Here is a 20,624-nt window from a genome sequence, read left to right on the forward strand (position 1 = left end):
AAAGTGCTATTCCTCATCATTTTGAGGAGTAGCACTTTTTATATGCGCACAGTATGAAAGCGTTTGACTTATTTGAATATCAATCTATAATGATGAAAGGAAATTGGACTTGGACGAGGCCTATGGAGAAAACGATAACCGGCATAGCTGTATGTATATCCATAGCAAGCTTCCATACGCAGGAGGCTTGCTGTTTCATTTTCAGAAGGAGAATAGGTTCCCATGACACTTAAAAAAAGAATATTTTTACTGTTCTTTCTCAGTGCGTTTATCCCCTTTATCAGTATATTTGCGATTTCTTATTATACGATCGACTCCATTTTCGCAAATAAGATCGATGATGGTATCCGTAGCAATTTACAGCAGGTGACATCCTCATTGGAGAATTCCATCACCAATCTGAATCATGTGACGCAACAATTATCTTACAGGGGTACTTTAGGCAAAAGAATGGATGAATTCTTGAATCCGTCCTCCGATATCTTCGAACTGATTGAGGCCAGGGACGAATTAAAAAACGAGTTAAGTGTTGTGACCTTCACCAATCCTAATATCGGATTGACCCTATATTACTTTCAAAAAGAAGGTACTACTCAGTTCGGCAACTTTCCGATCAAGGATCGTTTCTCTCCTGAGTCTCTGCCTGTGCTCTTCCAAACCTATGGCATTAAGTACTATGGCCCCCATATGAGTATGAACCGATTTGATGATCAACTCGTTCTGTCTGCTATGCGCAAAGTGCAACTATCCGAGAGGAACGACGTGTTCATTTACGTAGAATCAGGCTTTCGCCTCACTCAAGATATCTTGGGTTACAATCAATACAACGGCGCATTATCTCATCTCATCCTGGATGGTGAAGGCAACATTGTGTACAGCGAAATACCGGAAGCCATGAAGGTAGGGGAGAATTTCACCAGCTTAACGGTCGATCCTGCCAAGGACGGAATATCCCGCGGGTATCACTGGTTCAAGGAGGATTCCTCACAGAAATGGAGTGTCGTATCGGTCATTTCGCAGTCTCAATATCAACAGGAGAAAAACCAGTGGTTGCTTCAAATTTTGCTGGTCGCTTTATTTTTCCTCGGCTTTACCGTGTTTCTCGCTTGGCTCCTGTGGAAGATGGTGTACAAACCACTCGGTCTGTTCCATTCGGAGATCAATGGAATGTCCAAAAATCCACAAACAAAAGGGAGCCGAGCTCGCACTCAGATTCCCGAATTTGATTTTCTGTTGGGTGAATTTTCGAACATGCAGCATCAGATTGGTGACCTCTTCAAGGAAGTACAGCAGAAAGAGAAGATTCGTGCAGACCTGGAAGTGGAAAAGCTGCTCTATCAGATCAACCCGCACTTTCTGATGAATACGCTCGATACGGTGCACTGGCTGGCCGTCATGAACGGACAAGGGGAGATCGACAAGCTGGTACAATCGTTGAACAAGCTGCTCTATTACAATCTAGGCAAATTAGGGCAAGTATCCACCATGGAAGAGGAGATCGATGCGTTAAGACAGTATCTGATTTTGCAGCAAATTCGCTATGACTTTGAATTTGACGTCCGCATTACTGCAGATGAACAAGTGCTTCAAATTGCTGTGCCCCGCTTTATTCTGCAACCGCTGGTTGAAAATTCGTTATATCATGGATTAAGTGACGAAGGTTTTATTCAGATTGAAGTGACATGCACTTCAACGTTGAACATTATGATACAAGATAATGGTGCAGGTATGACTGAGGAAACCATTCATAATCTGCTGAACAATCGTGAAGCTGAACAACAAAAAGTAGGGATGGGCATCGGACTCAATTACGTTCACCGCATGTTGAAAGCACAGTACGGGGACCAAGCACAACTGGTGATTGAGAGTGAATTGGGAACAGGGACAAGCATACTGCTCGTATTGCCTATTAAAGGAGAAGATATCTCGGCATGATTAAGGTATTGATTGTAGATGATGATAAGCTGGTACGCAAAGGTATTAGCTCTGCGATGCCATGGAACGAGTTCGACATGGAGGTTGTAGGGGAAGCAAGCAACGGGGCGAAAGCACTGGATTTTCTGAAAACCCAACCGGTCGATCTGATGCTAACGGATCTTGCGATGCCCGTCATGTCAGGGATCGAACTGATGCGAGCTGCGAGGCAGCTCTATCCCGAACTTCATATCGTTGTGTTAACACTGCATCAGGATTTCGATTATATCCAGGAAGCACTAAGACTCGGAGCCATCGATTATATAGCCAAAGTGCAGCTGGAGAAAGAGCAATTCGAACATGTTCTGCAACGAATTCATACCCGAATTAACGGGTTGACAAGCACCATAAGAAAGATGCCTTCGCTGGATGAAATCAATGTCCATTATCGAAATGTGTATGCACTTGTTTCACAGGAGCGGAAATCAGAGCATAAGTGGCCAACGGAGTTAACTGCGCATGAAGATGAGATAAGGTGGGAGGTTGAGCGTAATAGCTGCATGTGGGCTGCACCCCCGTCCGAAGAGGATCAACTATTTCATCAATTGAAGGAATGCCTGCATCAAGTTCCCCAGTGTACGTTGTTAGTTTTGTCTGATGTACAAGAGCGAACATGGTCGCAAATCAAAAACTGGATTATGAGTTATACAGAGTCGTCTTTATTCTATGTTTACAACCCCAATAACCAAGTCATTACCATTTCCATGAATGAGGAAGATACATGTTCAAATGAACCGCAAGATGAGGACCTTGACCGGATTAAACAAAGTTGGTTCCAAACCCCATGGACCCACCATGAGAGTTACTATAACCAACTCATTGACCAGTTTATATCCTTACGATTACATAAAGGTCAGTTGATGGGATTGCTGTACTCAATCGTGATGGAATGGAACCGTATTTTTGCCCAAACTACGCTTGGAAGAATCGCGATGATCCATTCTTTCGAGTCTTGGTACGAGGTTGAAGAATGGATCAAACAGACTGCTGCAAGCATTCGAAAGGCTGATGAACAGACTTCGTACTCACAGGAAATCATCGATGCCGTGAAAAAAGCGGTGATGATCGTGCAGCAGGATTTGGAGCAGGCCTATACAGCTTCAGGTCTCTCCCAACAACTCAATATCAGCCGAAGTTATTTCAGTCAATGTTTCAAAGATTTGATGGGGAAAACCTTTAATGAGTACTCCCGCTTCATCCGGGTAGAGAAATCCAAAGAGTACTTGCTCAATACGAATAATACGATTTTCTGGATTGCGGAGCGAGTGGGTTATTCGGATGAAAAATATTTCAGCCGGATTTTCCGCGAACTGACAGGTCTTCTGCCAAGCGAATATCGGCAGCTAGGTAGAGGAAATAAATAGCCGACAGTCTCCTGTTTTAGGAGCTGCCGGCTTTTGTTTTTTGATCGAGAAGAGGGGTAGATAGACAAATGTTGGTCAGTAGGTAGGGTAAATGATCACAAGTTAACCATACTTCATAATACGGACTGAAAACTGTAACCATTTCTCTATCCAAACGGACGTGTAATCCCTATCTCGATTGGCCTTCACTTCATTTTATAATGAAAGCGCAAACAAATATATTGAACATCAGAATAAAGGGGAATCGAACTAGATGAGAACAAAATGGTCTATGAAAAGCAAGCGGATGACAAAGCGTCTGGCCGTGCTGTCCATGTCCGCCTTGATGGTTGCAGCCCTAGCGGCATGTGGAGACTCTTCCAATCCTCCTACTGCAGAGGAAGCAGGCAAATATGAGGTAACGCCGGGAGATCCGTTCAGTGCCTATAAAGACGAAATCACCGTAACCATGGGACGGGTAACCACAGCCAACCCAAAACTGCCGGCTGGTGATACCTATGAGAACAACGCATATACTCGGCTGGTCAAAGACACGTTTAACGCTCAGATTACAGATCAATTTGAAGCCAATGGTGAAGATTATAGTCGTCAAGTATCGCTTGCCATTGCATCCGGGGAATTGCCTGACATGATGCGTGTTGATTCCAAAGATGAACTGAAAGAACTGGTGGATAACGATCTGATTGAGGATCTGACGTCCATTTACGATCAATATGCTACGGATAACATCAAGCAGATGTACGATTCCTATGATGGACGTGCATTAGAAAATGCAACGATTGATGGACGTTTGATGGGCCTTCCGGCGACTTCCCTGGATTCCGCACCAACGATGGTTTGGGTTCGTCAAGATTGGCTGGATCTGCTGGGGATTCAACTGGATGCAGACGGAGACGGTGCCCTTTCACTGGATGAAGTGGAGAAAACAGCGCTGGAATTCCTGAAAAGAGATCCTGGCCAATCCGGGAACCCGGTAGGTATTCCATTTGTGAACACGATGAATACAACAGATTATAATGGCTCTGCTTATACGATGCTGGGTGTGGCCTCAACCGAGGGAGCCTTCCCGCAATATTGGATGAATGGTGAAGACGGCAAAATCGTGTATGGTTCCACGACAGAAGAAACGAAGAAAATGCTGGGCACCATGGCAGATTGGTTCAAGAATGGCATCATTGACCCGCAATTCGGAACCCGTACGTTTGATGATATTACCGCACTCTACGCCAATGGCCAAAGCGGTATCGCCTTTGGACCGTGGCATATCCCTGACTGGGGACTGATCAGTGCAAAACAGATGGATAAAAATGCGAAATTTTCGGCTTATACGCTGGAGGATGCAAATGGCAAGGTCAACGTGGCGCATGCCAACCCATCCAATCAGTTTATCGTGGTGAGAAAGGGATATGAACACCCTGAACTGGCGGTTAAGATTGTAAACCTGTTCTACGATAAACTGGCCAATGATAAAGATGCCGCAGCAACCATGCCGGAAGCTGCCAAGTATCAGGAGACCGGCGTAGACGGTTCCACGAGACCTTTTAATATCGAAGTCAATTCGGCTACATCGCTGTTGGATGATTACTCTGACGTTGTTCGCGGGATTAAAGGAGAGATCAGCCTGGATGAGGTTCGCACTACCGAATCGAAGAACAATATCGGAAGCATCAAAACCTATTTGAGCGACATGGATACGGATGATGTGACTGCTTGGTCAAAATATCATTCGCGGATCAACGGTGTTGGACTGATCGACAAACTGACACAAGAAAACAAATTTGTATGGATGACACCTGCTTTCTCTGGCACTACACCAAGCATGAAACAGACGTGGGCCAATCTGACAAAGTTGGAGCAGGAATCGTTTATCAAAATTGTAACGGGTTCAGAACCGCTCGATTATTTCGATACATTCGTCAGCAATTGGAAGAAACAAGGTGGTGATCAAGTCATTCAGGAAATTGAAGACGAGATCGCATCGAAACAATAATATCCATGAACAGTGGAAGGGCTGCGATACGCAGCCTTTCTTCAGGAAAGGGGTTCATCCATGAAACAGGGGAATTGGAAAGCGCGAGGGCGGCTCGGCCCAGGTGCCATGTACCATATGATGATGCTTCCGGGCATTTTGTTTTTGCTTGTATTCAGCTATGTTCCTATGGTCGGCATCATTACGGCGTTTCAGGACTATATACCGGCCAAGGGCATGTTTGGCTCCGAATTTGTAGGCCTGAAGCATTTTATGTATATGTTCAAGCTTCCGGATATCGCGCAGGTCGTCAGCAATACGTTGGTGATTGCGATTGGCAAGATTCTGCTCGGAACGATGATGGCCATCATTTTTTCTGTTTTATTAAATGAAATTCGTATCAAATACGTTAAAAAATCCGTGCAGACGATTGTTTATCTGCCACACTTTCTATCCTGGGTTGTACTGGCATCCGTCGTTGTCAACATGTTCAGTTTGGATGGCATTGTGAATCAAATGATGGCGTTCTTTGGCCTCGAAAATATTAATTTCCTTGGCAGCAACACATGGTTCCAGCCACTGATTATTGGTACAGACGTATGGAAAGAGTTTGGTTACAGTTCTATCGTCTATCTGGCTGCCATTACGTCGATTGATCCTGGGTTGTATGAAGCAGCAGGAATGGATGGAGCCAGTTGGTGGAGAAAAGTGTGGCATATTACATTGCCAGGCATGTTACCTATTATTCTGCTCATGGGCGTAATGAGCTTGACCAACATTTTGAGCGCCGGTTTCGACCAAGTCTATAATCTGTATAACCCGGTTGTCTACGAGTCAGGCGACATTCTGGATACCTATGTTTATCGGATCGGTCTCGTTGGACGACAGTATAGCTTCGGTACGGCAGTTGGCTTGTTCAAGTCCGTCATCGGTATTGTTTTGCTCATGTCTGCCAACCAGTTGGCCAAAAAATATACGGACCGAAAAATATTCTAAGGAGGCCAAACCTGTGTCCTATTCTGCAAACTTAAAAGATCGAATTGGCCGGTTTGCCATCTATGCCATCGTCATCATGCTGGCATTGGTCTGCCTTCTTCCGTTATGGAATATCGTCGCCATTTCATTCAGCAGCAGCGAGGCAGTATCCGCGAACGCAGTAGGTCTCGTTCCAGTTAATTTCACAACAGCAGCGTATACCAAAATTATCGAAGATGCACAGTTCTGGCGCTCCTTTGGTATATCCGTTCTACGTGTTGCGCTAGCTCTTGTGCTCAACATGATTCTGATTATTTTAATGGCGTATCCGCTATCCAAATCAAAAAGAGATTTTAAAGGCAGAAACATTTATATGAATATCATGATTTTTGCCATGTTGTTCAGTGGAGGCATGATTCCGAGTTACCTTCTGATCAAAAACCTGGATATGCTGAATACGATCTGGGCACTTGTTCTGCCAGGCGCTGTCCCGATATTCAGTGTCATTCTCGTGATGAATTTCTTCTCCGCTGTACCTAAAGCGCTTGAAGAAGCAGCATTCATCGATGGGGCCAATCCGCTCCAGGTCTTGTTCAAAGTGTATGTTCCCGTATCCATTCCTGCACTGGCGACAGTCGCCTTATTCAGTATAGTGGGTACGTGGAATGACTTTTTCGGCGGTTTGATCTATATGACCAAAGTTAGCAACTACCCGCTAATGACCTATATTCAGTCCCTTAACGTGAATATTGCCGATTTGCTTCAAGCCGGCACGAATTCCAGCGAACTCAGTAATCTGACTGAAATATCGAACAAAAACCTGAATGCAGCCAAAATCGTAGTCGCTGTTATCCCGCTATTGCTGATTTATCCCTTGCTGCAAAAATACTTTGTGACGGGCATTGTCGTAGGATCGGTCAAAGAATAACCTTAGAAAGGTTGAATGGAACATGGAAAATAAAAAATGGTGGAAAGAAACCGTTGTATATCAAATATATCCACGTAGCTTTCAAGATCGAAACGGTGATGGAATCGGAGACTTGGAGGGCATAGTGTCCCGATTGGATTATTTGCAGCAACTCGGCATTGGTGCGATCTGGTTATCACCCGTGTGCAAGTCTCCTCAAGATGATTTTGGATATGATATTTCAGATTATCAGGACATCGATCCGATGTTTGGGTCTTTGGAAGATATGGAAACATTAATTCAGGAGGCCGGGAAACGAGACATTCGAATCATTATGGATTTGGTGTTGAACCATACCTCGGATGAACACTCCTGGTTTCAAGAAGCCAAAAAAGGTAAAGACAATCCGTACCATGACTACTACGTCTGGAGAGATGGTGTTGAAGGAACACCTCCAAACGACCTGGGGTCCACCTTTGGTGGTTCAGCCTGGGAATGGGTGCCTGAGATCGGGCAATATTACTTACATCTATTTTCCGTAAAACAGCCAGATCTCAACTGGGAAAACCCCAAAGTCCGGCAGGAGATATACAACATGATTAACTGGTGGATCGACAAGGGTGTGGGTGGTTTTCGCCTTGACGTGATCGACTTAATCGGTAAAGAACCGGATTTGAAGATTACGGGAAACGGACCTAATTTGCATAAATATATCAGGGAACTGAGCAAGGAGACGTTTCAAAAAGCGGAAGACCTGCTAACCGTTGGAGAAACATGGGGCGCCACTCCGGAAATCGCCAAACTGTACAGCAATCCAGACGGCAGTGAGTTTTCAATGGTCTTCCAATTTGAACACATCAGCTTGGATGAACAAGAAGGCAAAGGAAAGTGGGATCTTAAACCTTTGGATGTGATGGCATTAAAAAAAGTGCTGTCCAAGTGGCAGACGGAGCTCAAGGGTGATGCCTGGAACAGTCTATTCTGGAACAACCATGACTTGCCACGTATCGTATCTCGTTGGGGAAATGATGGAGAATTCAGAGTTGAATCGGCTAAAATGTTGGCTACCCTTCTTCATGGCATGCAAGGTACGCCTTACATATATCAGGGTGAAGAATTGGGTATGACGAATTTCCAATACGCTATCGAGGATTATCGGGATATTGAATTGCTCAACTTTTATAAGGAAAGAATGGGGAAAGGTTATCCTGAACAAAGCGTGATGGAGTCGATCTACGCCAAGGGCCGTGATAATGCACGCACACCTATGCAATGGGATACTTCCGATAACTCGGGTTTTACACAAGGGGAACCTTGGATTAAGGTGAATCCAAATTATAAGCATATCCATGCCGAGGAAAGTTTGAATAACCCTGAATCCATATTCCATTATTACCGGAAGTTAATCCAACTCAGAAAAGATCATGAAGTCATTGTATATGGTGATTATGAGCTGATCTTTCCAGAGAACCCAGACGTGTTTGCTTATACCCGAACGTTGAATAGTACGACAATTCTTGTGGTATGCAATTTCCAAGGATATACGACTGAACTTCCGCTTCAGGAGCAATTAACAGGGTCCTATCAGCTTTTGATAGCTAACTATACAGGTGAACTCTCGGAGAGCGAATTGCGTCCATATGAAGCCAGAATGTACCTTATCCATGATTAAAGCAAAATACGTTATATAATGTTCAGTTCTCAAGAAAGAAGGATTGTATTCAATGAAAAGAGTATGGTGGAAAGAAGCAGTAGCTTATCAAATCTATCCGAGAAGTTTTATGGATTCCAACGGAGATGGGGTTGGTGACATCAAGGGGATCATATCTAAACTGGATTATATTCAAGATCTCGGTATTGATCTGATATGGATCTGTCCGATGTATAAGTCACCCAACGATGATAATGGGTATGACATCAGTGATTACTGTTCCATTATGGATGAATTCGGCACGATGGCGGACTTTGATCAATTGCTGCATGAAGTTCATCAACGCGGCATGAAACTCATCATGGACTTGGTGATCAATCATACAAGTGACGAACACCCGTGGTTTATTGAATCCAGAGCTTCGCTGGATAACCCCAAACGGGATTGGTACATCTGGAGAGATGGGAAGAATGGAGACGAACCAAATAACTGGGAGAGCATCTTTGGCGGTTCTGCTTGGGAATATGATGAAGTCTCCGGACAGTACTATCTCCATCTGTTCTCCAAGAAACAACCGGATTTGAATTGGGCAAATCAGGAAGTTCGGAAATCCATATATGAAATGATGAATTGGTGGCTGGATAAAGGGATTGATGGTTTCCGTGTGGATGCCATCAGCCATATTCACAAAGAAGAGGGCCTCTTGGACATGCCAATCCGAGAAGGCGTCAAGTACATCTCCTCTTTTGAAAAGCATATGAATGTGAAGGGAATCCAGAGTTATCTGCAAGAAATGAAAGAGAATACATTATCCAGATATGACGTCGTGACTGTTGGGGAAGCAAATGGAGTTAAGGTGGAGGACCAAGAAGATCTGCTGGATTGGATCTGTGAAGTCAGAGGGAAATTTAATATGGTCTTTCAATTCGAACACCTGGACCTTTGGAAAAACAGTACAGACAGGCAACTGGATGTTCCCAAATTGAAAAACGTCTTGACCAAGTGGCAAAAATCACTGGAAGGCGTAGGCTGGAATGCTTTATTTATTGAAAATCACGATCAGCCTCGTAAAGTTTCATCTTGGGGAAATGATACGGAGTATTGGTATGAAAGTGCCACAGCACTTGGAGCCATGTACTTTTTCATGCAAGGAACCCCTTTTATATATCAGGGGCAAGAGATAGGCATGACAAACGTAGCTTATCCTTCCATAGCGGATTATAACGACATAGCCGACCGGAATTTATATCAGATCAAACGCGATGAGGGGATGTCGCATGAGGAGATCATGAACATCATCTGGGCTTCGAGTCGCGATAATTCCAGAACGCCGATGCAATGGTCTTCGGCCAAAGAGGCCGGGTTTACCAGCGGTGCGCCATGGCTAAAAGTGAATGACAATTACGTCCATATTAATGTAGAGAAACAACTCCAGGAACCAGGTTCCATCCTTCACTTTTATAAACAAATGATTCAGCTGCGAAAAGAGCATGATACATTGACTTATGGTATCTATGAGCTTCTGATGCCGGATCATCCGAGTGTATATGCATATACACGTACACTGGCAGATCAACAGGTGCTGGTAGTAATCAATCTTTCTGAACACATGGTGGAGCTTGAGGAAGATGAGCTTGGCCTCGACTTCTCAGAGATCTGGCTTACCAACTATGAGAATGGCATGCTGCCACTGATGTTGCGACCGTTTGAAACCATTGTTGGATTAAGCGTTAAAGTTTAAGTAGGATACGTAAAAAGGCGCCTATATCATGGTTTGAATGATATAGGCGCCTTTTATTGTTGTGTAATCACATGAAAATCAACTGCGACTATTAGTTTTATTGATGGAGAACATCCGCGTATTCAGAGATACGTTCGAAACGTCCCTTGGCAAACGGACATAGAGGTAAAATCTTAATACCGTTTTCCCGCGCGTATTCCACCATAGCTTTGATAAGTTCATCGCCAAGCCCTTGTCCTCGGTAAGCATTTTCCACCAAAGTGTGATCAATGATGTATAGCTCTGGACTCGAGATTACATAGGTCATCACCGCAGCAATGTCACCGTTATCTTGAATAAGAAATCTTTTATTGGCAGGTTCATGTTCTACGTTATGCATGTTCATCCTCTTTCTTTGTTGAATATTCACCGTCCAGAAGCTTATACGTCAATGCTCCGCTTGGACATGTGTCAATATGCCGGGCAATGGCCTCCGAAGTGTCACCATCAGGATCAACCCAAGGACGCTTGCTTAAATCAAAAACAGCAGGAAGGCCCTTTACACAAATACCGGAATGAATGCAAACATCCGAGTTAAACATAACCTCGATATCTTTACCGTAATATAATTTCTCTTTAACCATAATGCATTCACATCTTTCACTGTTGAGTTTGAGTTTGTTTACAGATCGATATCCCAGGCATCCATGGTAAGTCATGTCTGGCAGGCTCTTAATGTTCGAATTATAAATGAGGAATCATTATTAAGTCAACGTGATGAATCTCCTAATTCGTTGGTGGAAGCTGCTGATCAGAACCCTGAGTCCTCCGAAAAATTAACGCTCCAAGAAAGTTATGTTTCCGGCGGCGATTCTAAATTGTCATCTAACAACACCCTTAGCAAGATTGGGAACTTATTTAGTGACTTCGATCTGAAATTGATCGGAATATGATTTTAGGTTGCCTGCAAGACCAGCGAGTTCCCCGGAGATGTTCGACAGTTCGTTTGCCGATCGCTGCTGCTCCACAGCACTAGCCGTGACTTCTTCGGCCATGGCTGAAGTTTCCTCGGTTGCGGAAGCAATATAACTGAGATTCTGTTCCAACTCCTGACGAATAGAGTGCATGTCCATCGTCCGGCTGTCTAAACTCTGAGCCAACTCATGCACTTCGGTCGATAAGCGGCTAACCTGTCCAAATGCCTGGAGACAATCAGCGATCTGTTTCTCCTGTTCCTTAACAGCTACCATATTTGCATCAAAATGACTGCCCATCCGATGTATCTCTTGAACAAATGAACCCAGGATCTCATCAATCTCTTGGATCGAACGTTCGGATTGTTGAGCGAGCTGTCCCATTTCACCTGCAACGACTGCAAAGCCTTTACCCGCTTCTCCAGCTCGGGCAGCTTCAATTGAAGCATTCAGGGATAGAATTTGAGTTTGTTTTAAAATGTTGTGAATTTGACCGCTAATAGAGGAAGCGAGTTCGGATTGAGTCGTCAGAGACCTGGAAATATCCTGTTGATGCTCAACACGCTTGGCATTCTCTCTGCCCTTCTCAAGCAGAACCTCATGTTCACGTGTAACTTGTACTTGAACAGAAGATAGCTGCTCTGAAGTATAAGTAAACTGTTTCACATATGAACCTACTTCATCCATTATTTTGCCCAGATTCTCTGAATGCTGGACGGAGTGTTCTGTCTCTTCAGCCTGTTTCATTGAACCTATGGCAATCTCCTCAATCGCTCTGGAAAGTTCTTCGCTCTGACGCTGGTTTGTCTGAGCGGTTTCCGAAATATCTTTTGATGACTGCTGTAATGTATTTGAACCTTGCTGTATTCCCATCAGAATGTTCGTCAATTGGGCAACCATGATGTTAATCAAATCACTAATGTCACCGAGTTGATCATTGGACATGTGTGTGGATACGACTTTGAGATTCCCATCAGCAACCTGCTCGAGACTTGACTTAATATCGCGTACTTGTCTAAGAATACCTCGTACTACGAATAACATCATGACCAAAGAAAGAATCAGTACAACCACAAAAATCGGGATAATGGTCTGATAAGCATTATTCACAGATGTCGCGGAGACTTGATTCACTGCTCCAGCAGAAATATCAATGCCCAGATAGCCAATGACAGCACCTTGCGAATCCTTGATTGGTGTAAAGGAGGACAATAGCTGTCCCCAAGTTGGATCATCTACAATGCCTGTTGTGACGACTTCACCGCGTAACAAGCGTTCCTGAATCTGGGGATTGAATTCCATTGCAGTGCCGTAAGGACTATATTCCGTATCGTCCCAATTCGCTCCATCTACGGTGTAGATCCACCCGTCCGAAGTTTTGTTATACATATAAACATACAAGGCTCCCGATTGAAGCCTAACTTTAACGAGTTCGTCCCTAAGACTTTTATATTCGTTGCTCTCCTCTGAAGCAGGAGAAGATAATGTCTTAATTAATTCCGACTCCTGACCTAGTTGAGAGGCGGTATTCACAGCCAGCTGCTGATTGTTATGCTGCATGGTCATTAATGATGCATTTTCACTGGAGTCGATGGTTGCCCATATGATTAGACCGCCCATGGCCAGTAGCGGAACCAGAATAATCAAATACAGTTTGAACCTTAAATCCATCTTTTTTTTGCGAGTCTGTTTCACGTACGGTTCCCCCTTGGATGTAATAAAGTAAATATGGCTATTCGTATAACCCCATACTATTTATCGTAATATTGAAGGGGGAAATGAAGACTAATCCTAAATTTGTATATACATATACGCAGATTATAAACTAACAGTATGCAAGGACACCTTGCCATTAACCAAAAAAAGGCTCCACCAGCTTTATGCCAGTGGAGCGCTTAATTTTTCTCTTAGAGATTCTGTTCAATATACAAACCTACTCACGGATGTTTATTGCAGAAACGGTCGATATAATCAGAACATTGCCCCGGCTCATCTTCCATTACGAAATGACCAGCTTTGGGAATGACATGTAGGCAGGCATGGGGAATATCCTGGACAAGCCTCTTTGCGTACATAAGGGGCTGCCATTCGTCTTCTTCCCCCCATAAAATTTGAACGGGAACTTTCAGCTTGGGTAAATCTGTTCCATAGGATTCAGTATATTTTGCATTATAATGAGCTACCTGATGGGAGAAAAAAGAGGCTTTGCCCAATGAACCTGTATGGGGTTCCAGATATGCATCCAGTGCATTGCCAGTCATAAGCTCTTTATTATACACTGCCATGGATAATTGTTTCTTTAGCATGGTATCAAAATCAGCACGGGACATTTGTTCAACCTGTTCAAGCTGTTCTTCGATAATTTTCTTCCAGGTTGGTGAGGGCCACGAATCATAGCTGGGCATGTTGAGTAACGTAAGCGATTGTACACGTTCAGGCTGTTCCAAGGCCAGTTGGACTCCGACAATTCCACCTAGATCGTGGGCTGCGACATGTAAACGATCCATTCCGAGTTCGTCTAAAAGCTGACTAAACAGCGTATATTGTGCTGCCACAGAAGTATCTGCTTCGAGTGGTCTTTCGGATGCTCCATATCCAAGAAGGTCATGTACGTAGACTTTATACCCTTTTTGAACCAGCGCGGGTATTACTTTTCTCCATTCATAGCTATAAGAGGGTGTTCCGTGAAGGAGCCATATGGGAGAGCCTTCTCCGTATTGCTCATAAGCGATTCGATATCCATTAATCAAGATGGATGACGTTGCTACTGTTTGCATAGTGATTACTCCCTTCCATAAACGATTGAGATTAAAAATGAAATGGGCTCTTAATGAGCTACATTGAATATAAACGATTGCTTTACATTAGTTAAATTGATAGTTTATATGTAAACGATCAGTTTTAATGATGTTACAAAGAAGGGAGCCAATGATGGAAATACGTCATTTGGTCACATTTATTACAATTGTGGAACACGAGGGATTTACCAAAGCTGCTGAACATCTTGGATACGCGCAATCTACAATTACATTGCATATTAAGGCGTTGGAAGAGGAGATTAACTACCCTTTATTTGATCGAATTGGTAAGCGGGTTATTTTAACGGAGACCGGAAAAAAATTGTTGCCACATGCACAGAAAATGCTTGACCTGTATCACATGATTAAGGAAGTGACTGCTGCACAAGGTGAATTAACGGGTAATATCGTGATCAGTATTGGGGAAACGTTGTTGATCTATCGTTTTCCTCCTATTATTGAAGAGTTCAAAAAATTGCATCCCCATGTCAATATCGAATGGCACCAATTAGATTCCGTACAATATAAAGAGAATTTGATGCAAGGTAAAAGTGATATTTCCTTCATGCTAGGGACAGAGGTGCATGATCCCAATCTGTACAGTGAGAAATTGGCTGAGGAGCCCATGATGCTGTTGTACCCCAATTCATTTGAGCTACAACGCGACATCGTACGAAGCAATTTACTTTTTACCGAAAGAGGTTGTGGTTATCGCACATTGTTTGAACAATGCATTGAGGAGTATCAGATAGGGATTACTTCCAATATTGAATTCTGGAGTATTGAAGCTGTGAAACAGTCGATATTGAGCGGTATGGGTATATCCTTGTTACCTCGAATTACGGTAGAGAAGGAGCTGAAGGAGGAAAAACTTTCAGGCCAGCAGTACAAACAAAATCTAGCTACACAGTTGCTGTATCCCAAAAACAAGTGGATCTCTCCCCAAGTAGAAGCATTTATTGAGATCGTTAGAAAGCATGCCTCCCTCTGGTGAGCTCATTTCAACTGTCCTTTATAGCCTACCACTGAACCGTTGGATTGCTTCCTCGGTCACCGGCGTGAAGAGATTAACCAGATTACCGTCAGGATCGCGAAACAGCACAGCACGATTCCCCCACGGCATTGTAGTAGGTTCCTTTACCCACTCATCAACAAACGGCTTCAAGCGCTCGTATTCGGCATCAACATCGTGGACGTGGAACTCAATTATGACTGTACGATTGTTGGCCGCCACAGCGGAACCAGCGCCAAACAGTTGCACCGTCTGGGAGTGGCCGATCGCCAGAGTGCACGATGGCATAACGAGTTCGGCAAAGACAGGTGCAGGGCGTTCCGCCGAAACACCCGTGATTTTCTCATAGAACTCGGCAAGACGATCCACGTCATCAGTAATGATGCGCACAGAAGCAAAATTCACGAGATATCATCCTTCCTATAATAAGTAATACATTTTGGACCAAAAACACTTCGCATTTACTTTTACTCCTTTACAATTGCTTACTCCAACTATACAAAAACACTACTGACAACGGTATGTCAGTAGTGTTTTACGAAGAAACCACCGTCCACTAGCCATCATTCTATAGACAGTATTAGAGTTTCAAAGTGAGGGTAAGGGCTAAAAATCAATTGTACTTGGTGGTAAACAGTGTTACTCTAAAAGTCTGTGTTCGACAATATATTTAATATTAGCCACCAATTTAGTTATAAAGAAAGGTAACACTATGATAAAAGTTGAAAACTTATCCTTCTCATTTCCACAAAAGGAACTATATAAAAACATTTCATTTACGTTTGAAGAGGCACAACATTGTGCTTTTATCGGAACAAGCGGCAGTGGAAAAAGTACATTGATCGATATCCTGATGGATCCGGAACGATATTTGTTCGAGGGCAAGTTAGAGATAGACCCCGATTGCAAAATCGGGTATGTGAGTCAGTTTTTGCAAGTAGATAAAACAAAAGAAATGACCGTTTTTGAATATATCGCAGAAGAATTCATCAAGATACAAGATGAAATTACAGCGATTTATGCGGAGATGGCCACCACATCGGATATGGATTCCCTGATGGAAAAGCTTCAATTGGCTTTGGACGCCTTCGAGGCGATGGATGGGGATAATTTCGAAAAAAACATCAATAAACAGTTAAACCTTGCCAACCTCATGAAGCTCAAAGATCTTAGTATATCCGCCATAAGCGGCGGGGAATTCAAACTTATTCAAGTGATGAAGGAAATGCTGAATCGTCCAGACTTCATGATTATGGACGAACCCGATGTATTTTTAGACTTTGAAAACCTGAACGCGCTAAAAAAATTGATTAACACCCACAAGGGAATGCTGCTGGTCGTTACGCACAACCGGTATCTGTTGAACCATTGTTTCAACAAAATCATACACCTTGAAAACACAGAGCTCCAAGAGTTTGACGGGCGATATATCGATTATAACTTCTCACTGCTTCAGTCTAAGATCGAACTGCAAGAAATCGCAGTTGCTGAAGCTGAGGAGATTGAGAGATACGATCACATCATCGACAATCTTAGAGAGATCGCCACGTATAATTCGGAAGCCTCCAGAGGAAGAGCGTTAAAAGCCAGAGTCAAGTTTCAAGAGAGATTGGAAGCACGTCGAATAAAAGAACCCTTTGTCGATATCAAACAGCCGAATATCCGTTTTGGAATCGATAAGGAAATGGAAGACACCGTTGTGGTTAACGTCAATAACTATAACGTTTCCTTTGACGAGTTGCTTTTGGAAAATGTGAACTTTGAGATCAAATCAACAGATAAAGTAGCCCTGATCGGTCCTAACGGTACCGGGAAAACGACTTTACTCCGAGAAATCTTTAAAAATAATCAGGATGCCATTGAAATAAATGCTGATGTTAAAGTGGCCTATTTATCTCAGGTTCAAGGCGAAATGCTAAAAGATTCGAATACCATCCTAAATGAATTCATTGATTCCGGCTTTCAAACGTATGATGAAATTAGATCGTATCTTCCAAACTATGGCTTTGAAGGAGAAATCCTTGATCAAAAGATTGAATCTTTATCTGGTGGAGAAAAAAATATGCTTCAACTGGCTAAAGTTTCTGCCAGTCAAGCCAACGTATTGCTCCTAGATGAACCGACAAGCCATCTGGACATCTATACACAAATCGCATTGGAGAAAGCCATTGAGGACTACAAAGGTGCGATTATCATGATTTCTCATGATTTCTATTCGGTTGTAAATGGTATGGATTATGTTTTAATTATCGAGGACAAAACGATTAGTAAAATGAGTATAGAAGAATTCAGACAGATGATTTATACGAGTCATTTTAATGAAAACTATCTAGAAAATGAACAAAAGAAAAAGTCTGTTGAAATGAAAATTGAATTGGCTTTAAAAGATACTAATTTTGAACTTGCAAAGAGTTTGGTTGATGAGCTAGAAAAGCTGATTAAGCTGCTTTAGACAAGGTGAATATTCCATAAATCTAAATCCCCCTGTATGTGGATTAATCCGCATATAGGGGGATTTACTTCTAGAAACAGCTAAACGAGCTGATTCGCTGCAGATCAATGCCGGTGTATAGCCAGAAGAAGCCATTCCAACGGAAGCCAGCCACCGAATTTCTACCTACAAATACCGGGTACATCCAGAAGCCGGGACCACGATCCGGCCAAATATATGTGTAACGAAACAGGCAGCCGGATATGGCTCTTGGATCTACCGCATATAACGAAGCGGGTTGCTGTGGAATGAATGATGGTGGCGGCCCTGTAGGTGCCTGCACGCCTTGTGGTCCGCCGCCTCCACCCCCGGGGAACGATGGCGGACCAGGAAATCCGCCTGGTCCGCCGGGTCCTCCTGGTCCTCCGGGACCCCCAGGGCCACCGAACCCTCCACCAGGTCCAAAAGGAGGTAAAAATGTCATATCACATCACTCCTGTTCATTAGTCTAATGTATTGTATGTAGGCAAATGAGAAGGGGAATGGGTGGAAGCCTATAGAAGGCTGCTAATAATCAAGTCGAATCAAGCAAATTAAAATGCAGAAAAATGTCGAATAAAGTGATTGCTAACTAATTTATTGTGTGATATTATGATCCAGTAAACGTTTACATCGATAACGAATTGAATATTAGCAGTGTTTGGCTGTTACTGGTAAAGCAGGCATGACCAAAATGATTTTGCATTTTCCTTATGTGAGTAGGGGAGGGCATATCGTTTTGGTCTTTTTTATATCCAAATTCAGAAATGAGGCATTGGTATGGATTATCGCAAGTTGGGACAAGAGATAACGGAATTGGTTGGGAAGAAAGAGAATATCGCTCGGCTTACGCACTGCGCAACTCGACTTCGGTTCGAACTGCACGACATCTCCAAAGCGGAGACAGAAAAACTCAAAGCACTTCCAGGTGTCATTACCGTTGTGAACAATGGTGGACAATACCAGGTCGTTGTGGGCAATGAGGTGCAGCAGGTCTACCGAGTTATCACTCAGCAGATGGGTTCGGCTACCCGAAGTGCGGACTCCAAATCGAATTCTGGCAAAAATAACGGACCAAAGCAAAAACAGAGCTGGATCTCCAGATTCATCAGCGTGATCTCAACAACATTTACTCCGGTAATTCCGGCAATCATTGGCGCAGGTATGATCAAAGCGATATTAGCCGTACTTGTGCTGACAGGCCTCGTAACGACGGAAAGCCAAAACTACTATATCCTTAATACCATTGCGGACGCGGCTTTTTATTTCATGCCTATTCTGCTGGCTTATGGAGCTTCCATTAAATTTGAAACAAGTCCCATTCTGGCGATGACAGTTGCCGGCGTGTTATTACACCCGGGATGGAGCGCCCTGATGGCGGAAGGAAAAGACGTGTTTTTCATCGGTGTGCCAGTTCGACTAACCGATTACGCGGGCTCCGTACTGCCGATTATTATCGTCGTTTGGCTCATGTCCTATATTGAACGTTTCGCGGATCGGGTATCGCCCTCAATGATCAAATTTTTCACGAAACCAATGATTGTACTATTGATTACAGCACCACTTGCATTGGTGGCGATTGGGCCTTTCGGAACGTACCTGAATGATCTGGTTGCGATGGGTGCAGAAGCGATCAATGCCAGAGCCAGTTGGCTGATTCCGTTGTTAATGGGAACTTTGCAACCATTCCTGATCGTAACAGGTACCGCATGGGCCATGACGCCGATTGCAACTAGCCAACTGACCAAAAATGGATATGAAATGATCAACGGTCCCGGAATGCTCGCGTCCAATATTGCTCAAGGTGGGGCCACCCTTGCTGTAGCATTGAAAACCAAAAACAAAAAACTGAAACAGCTCGCTGCTTCATCCGGTTTCACCGCTGTGCTGGGCATCACGGAACCATCCTTGTACGGTGTAACGCTGAAACTGAAGAAACCCTTAATTGCCGCAATGATCGGTGGTGGTGTAGCAGGGATATACGCTGGTCTGACCGGATTAGTACGTTATGCCTTCGTGTCTCCAGGGCTTGCCGCGTTACCTGCATTCATTGGCAGCAATCCGATGAACATCGTTCATGCCATTGTGACTTGTATGATCGCTTTTATCGTTACCTTTGCTCTGACATGGATCATTGGTTTTGAAGATCCAGTGGAAGATGAAGAAGAAGGAACTACCAACGTTAACGATGACAAGACACTTTCCGGGCAGCCTGTTCAAGACAACAGCCCAAGCACACAGTCTTCTACAATAACAAATGCAAATGTACCGAGCCAAAATGAATTACGTCCACTTACGATCGCCAGCCCGATGCAAGGGGAATTAGTCCATCTAGACCGTGTACCAGACGATGTCTTCTCTTTGGGATTACTGGGTAAGGGTGCTGCCATTATTCCTGCCAAAGGAGAACTGTATGCACCAATCGCAGGTGAAGTTACGGCTTTCATGGACTCCAAACATGCGGTCAAATTAAACGGTTATGATGGAGAAGAGGTGCTCATTCATATTGGAGTGGATACCGTCAACCTAAAGGGGAGACATTTTGACTCTTCCATTAAAGTAGGGGATCGCGTACAACGGGGTGACTTGTTGATCCGCTTTGATATCGATGCCATCAAGGCAGAAGGGTATGAAGTCATAACCCCGATCATTATCGCCAATTCGGATCGTTTCTCGGATATTAAGCTGGAGAAGCAGAATCCTGTGGAGGTTGGAGCAACCATTATCCATCTTTCGTAACAAACGTAATACGATACTTCATATGGTCCGTCATATATCATGATCAACATTTAAAATGAAGGAGTGCTTGA

The 20,624-nt window shown here is 43.6% G+C and carries 16 protein-coding genes; 10 read left to right on the top strand and 6 right to left on the bottom strand.

The genetic code is table 11. From position 1 onward, the window contains the following. Positions 1-222 precede the first annotated feature (222 nt). The 7 genes from V6668_RS16085 (at position 223) to V6668_RS16115 (ending at position 10,581) form a co-directional block, all read left to right on the top strand. Entirely contained in the window at positions 223-1,935 is a 1,713-nt protein-coding gene (locus V6668_RS16085; protein ID WP_036615449.1) for a sensor histidine kinase, read from the top strand. Continuing rightward, positions 1,932-3,338, top strand: a complete 1,407-nt coding sequence (locus tag V6668_RS16090) for a response regulator (protein ID WP_036615446.1) — start codon at positions 1,932-1,934, stop codon at positions 3,336-3,338. The genes V6668_RS16085 and V6668_RS16090 overlap by 4 nt, the downstream gene beginning before the upstream one ends. 253 nt (positions 3,339-3,591) lie before the next feature. Continuing rightward, positions 3,592-5,328, top strand: coding sequence for a sugar ABC transporter substrate-binding protein (locus V6668_RS16095; RefSeq protein ID WP_338706099.1), 1,737 nt, complete (start codon positions 3,592-3,594; stop codon positions 5,326-5,328). A 60-nt stretch (positions 5,329-5,388) separates the two neighbouring features. Further along, positions 5,389-6,303 (top strand): ABC transporter permease, encoded by a 915-nt coding sequence (locus tag V6668_RS16100; protein ID WP_253508706.1) that lies wholly within the window; start codon positions 5,389-5,391, stop codon positions 6,301-6,303. A gap of 13 nt (positions 6,304-6,316) precedes the next feature. After that, positions 6,317-7,210, top strand: coding sequence for a carbohydrate ABC transporter permease (locus V6668_RS16105; protein ID WP_100527586.1), 894 nt, complete (start codon positions 6,317-6,319; stop codon positions 7,208-7,210). Between the two features lie 22 nt (positions 7,211-7,232). Beyond that, positions 7,233-8,861, top strand: coding sequence for a glycoside hydrolase family 13 protein (locus V6668_RS16110; RefSeq protein ID WP_036671455.1), 1,629 nt, complete (start codon positions 7,233-7,235; stop codon positions 8,859-8,861). 52 nt (positions 8,862-8,913) lie between these two features. Next, complete coding sequence (locus tag V6668_RS16115) at positions 8,914-10,581, top strand: glycoside hydrolase family 13 protein (RefSeq protein ID WP_076317780.1); 1,668 nt, start codon at positions 8,914-8,916, stop codon at positions 10,579-10,581. A gap of 97 nt (positions 10,582-10,678) precedes the next feature. Here the strand turns inward: V6668_RS16115 and V6668_RS16120 are convergent, their stop codons facing one another. From V6668_RS16120 to V6668_RS16135, 4 genes are all read right to left on the bottom strand, one after another. Continuing rightward, entirely contained in the window at positions 10,679-10,960 is a 282-nt protein-coding gene (locus V6668_RS16120) for a GNAT family N-acetyltransferase (RefSeq protein ID WP_036615433.1), read from the bottom strand. After that, a complete protein-coding gene (locus V6668_RS16125; RefSeq protein ID WP_036616061.1) occupies positions 10,953-11,204 on the bottom strand; it encodes a (4Fe-4S)-binding protein in 252 nt (83 codons plus the stop codon). The genes V6668_RS16120 and V6668_RS16125 overlap by 8 nt, the downstream gene beginning before the upstream one ends. Before the next feature lie 270 nt (positions 11,205-11,474). After that, positions 11,475-13,229, bottom strand: coding sequence for a methyl-accepting chemotaxis protein (locus tag V6668_RS16130; RefSeq protein WP_036615431.1), 1,755 nt, complete (start codon positions 13,227-13,229; stop codon positions 11,475-11,477). Between the two features lie 242 nt (positions 13,230-13,471). Next, a complete protein-coding gene (locus V6668_RS16135; protein WP_036671461.1) occupies positions 13,472-14,311 on the bottom strand; it encodes an alpha/beta fold hydrolase in 840 nt (279 codons plus the stop codon). 151 nt (positions 14,312-14,462) lie between these two features. Between V6668_RS16135 and V6668_RS16140 the strand changes: the two genes are divergently transcribed. Beyond that, positions 14,463-15,326 (top strand): LysR family transcriptional regulator, encoded by an 864-nt coding sequence (locus tag V6668_RS16140; protein WP_084650246.1) that lies wholly within the window; start codon positions 14,463-14,465, stop codon positions 15,324-15,326. Positions 15,327-15,344: 18 nt separating this feature from the next. Here the strand turns inward: V6668_RS16140 and V6668_RS16145 are convergent, their stop codons facing one another. Further along, the gene (locus V6668_RS16145; RefSeq protein WP_100527578.1) at positions 15,345-15,749 is read right to left on the bottom strand and encodes a VOC family protein; all 405 of its coding nucleotides are present in this window, start codon (positions 15,747-15,749) and stop codon (positions 15,345-15,347) included. A gap of 307 nt (positions 15,750-16,056) precedes the next feature. Here V6668_RS16145 and V6668_RS16150 point away from each other — a divergent pair, with 307 nt between their 5' ends. Beyond that, on the top strand, positions 16,057-17,796 hold the full coding sequence (locus V6668_RS16150; protein ID WP_338706101.1) for an ABC-F family ATP-binding cassette domain-containing protein: 1,740 nt from the start codon (positions 16,057-16,059) through the stop codon (positions 17,794-17,796). A 70-nt stretch (positions 17,797-17,866) separates the two neighbouring features. Here V6668_RS16150 and V6668_RS16155 read toward each other — a convergent pair whose 3' ends face one another. After that, a complete protein-coding gene (locus tag V6668_RS16155; protein WP_036671465.1) occupies positions 17,867-18,259 on the bottom strand; it encodes a hypothetical protein in 393 nt (130 codons plus the stop codon). Between the two features lie 335 nt (positions 18,260-18,594). Between V6668_RS16155 and V6668_RS16160 the strand changes: the two genes are divergently transcribed. Next, complete coding sequence (locus V6668_RS16160; protein WP_036615420.1) at positions 18,595-20,553, top strand: beta-glucoside-specific PTS transporter subunit IIABC; 1,959 nt, start codon at positions 18,595-18,597, stop codon at positions 20,551-20,553. Positions 20,554-20,624 lie beyond the last annotated feature (71 nt).

Origin of the sequence: Paenibacillus amylolyticus, from assembly GCF_036894225.1 — a bacterium.
Lineage (GTDB): Bacteria > Bacillota > Bacilli > Paenibacillales > Paenibacillaceae > Paenibacillus > Paenibacillus amylolyticus.

Excerpts from the sequence above, each read along its gene's own strand:
- V6668_RS16155 (WP_036671465.1), bottom strand. The coding sequence starts at position 18,259 with ATGACATTTTTACCTCCTTTTGGACCTGGTGGAGGGTTCGGTGGCCCT.
- V6668_RS16135 (WP_036671461.1), bottom strand. The coding sequence starts at position 14,311 with ATGCAAACAGTAGCAACGTCATCCATCTTGATTAATGGATATCGAATC.
- V6668_RS16115 (WP_076317780.1), top strand. The coding sequence starts at position 8,914 with ATGAAAAGAGTATGGTGGAAAGAAGCAGTAGCTTATCAAATCTATCCG.
- V6668_RS16100 (WP_253508706.1), top strand. The coding sequence starts at position 5,389 with ATGAAACAGGGGAATTGGAAAGCGCGAGGGCGGCTCGGCCCAGGTGCC.
- V6668_RS16125 (WP_036616061.1), bottom strand. The coding sequence starts at position 11,204 with ATGGTTAAAGAGAAATTATATTACGGTAAAGATATCGAGGTTATGTTT.
- V6668_RS16085 (WP_036615449.1), top strand. The coding sequence starts at position 223 with ATGACACTTAAAAAAAGAATATTTTTACTGTTCTTTCTCAGTGCGTTT.
- V6668_RS16095 (WP_338706099.1), top strand. The coding sequence starts at position 3,592 with ATGAGAACAAAATGGTCTATGAAAAGCAAGCGGATGACAAAGCGTCTG.
- V6668_RS16160 (WP_036615420.1), top strand. The coding sequence starts at position 18,595 with ATGGATTATCGCAAGTTGGGACAAGAGATAACGGAATTGGTTGGGAAG.
- V6668_RS16090 (WP_036615446.1), top strand. The coding sequence starts at position 1,932 with ATGATTAAGGTATTGATTGTAGATGATGATAAGCTGGTACGCAAAGGT.
- V6668_RS16120 (WP_036615433.1), bottom strand. The coding sequence starts at position 10,960 with ATGCATAACGTAGAACATGAACCTGCCAATAAAAGATTTCTTATTCAA.
- V6668_RS16140 (WP_084650246.1), top strand. The coding sequence starts at position 14,463 with ATGATGGAAATACGTCATTTGGTCACATTTATTACAATTGTGGAACAC.
- V6668_RS16150 (WP_338706101.1), top strand. The coding sequence starts at position 16,057 with ATGATAAAAGTTGAAAACTTATCCTTCTCATTTCCACAAAAGGAACTA.
- V6668_RS16110 (WP_036671455.1), top strand. The coding sequence starts at position 7,233 with ATGGAAAATAAAAAATGGTGGAAAGAAACCGTTGTATATCAAATATAT.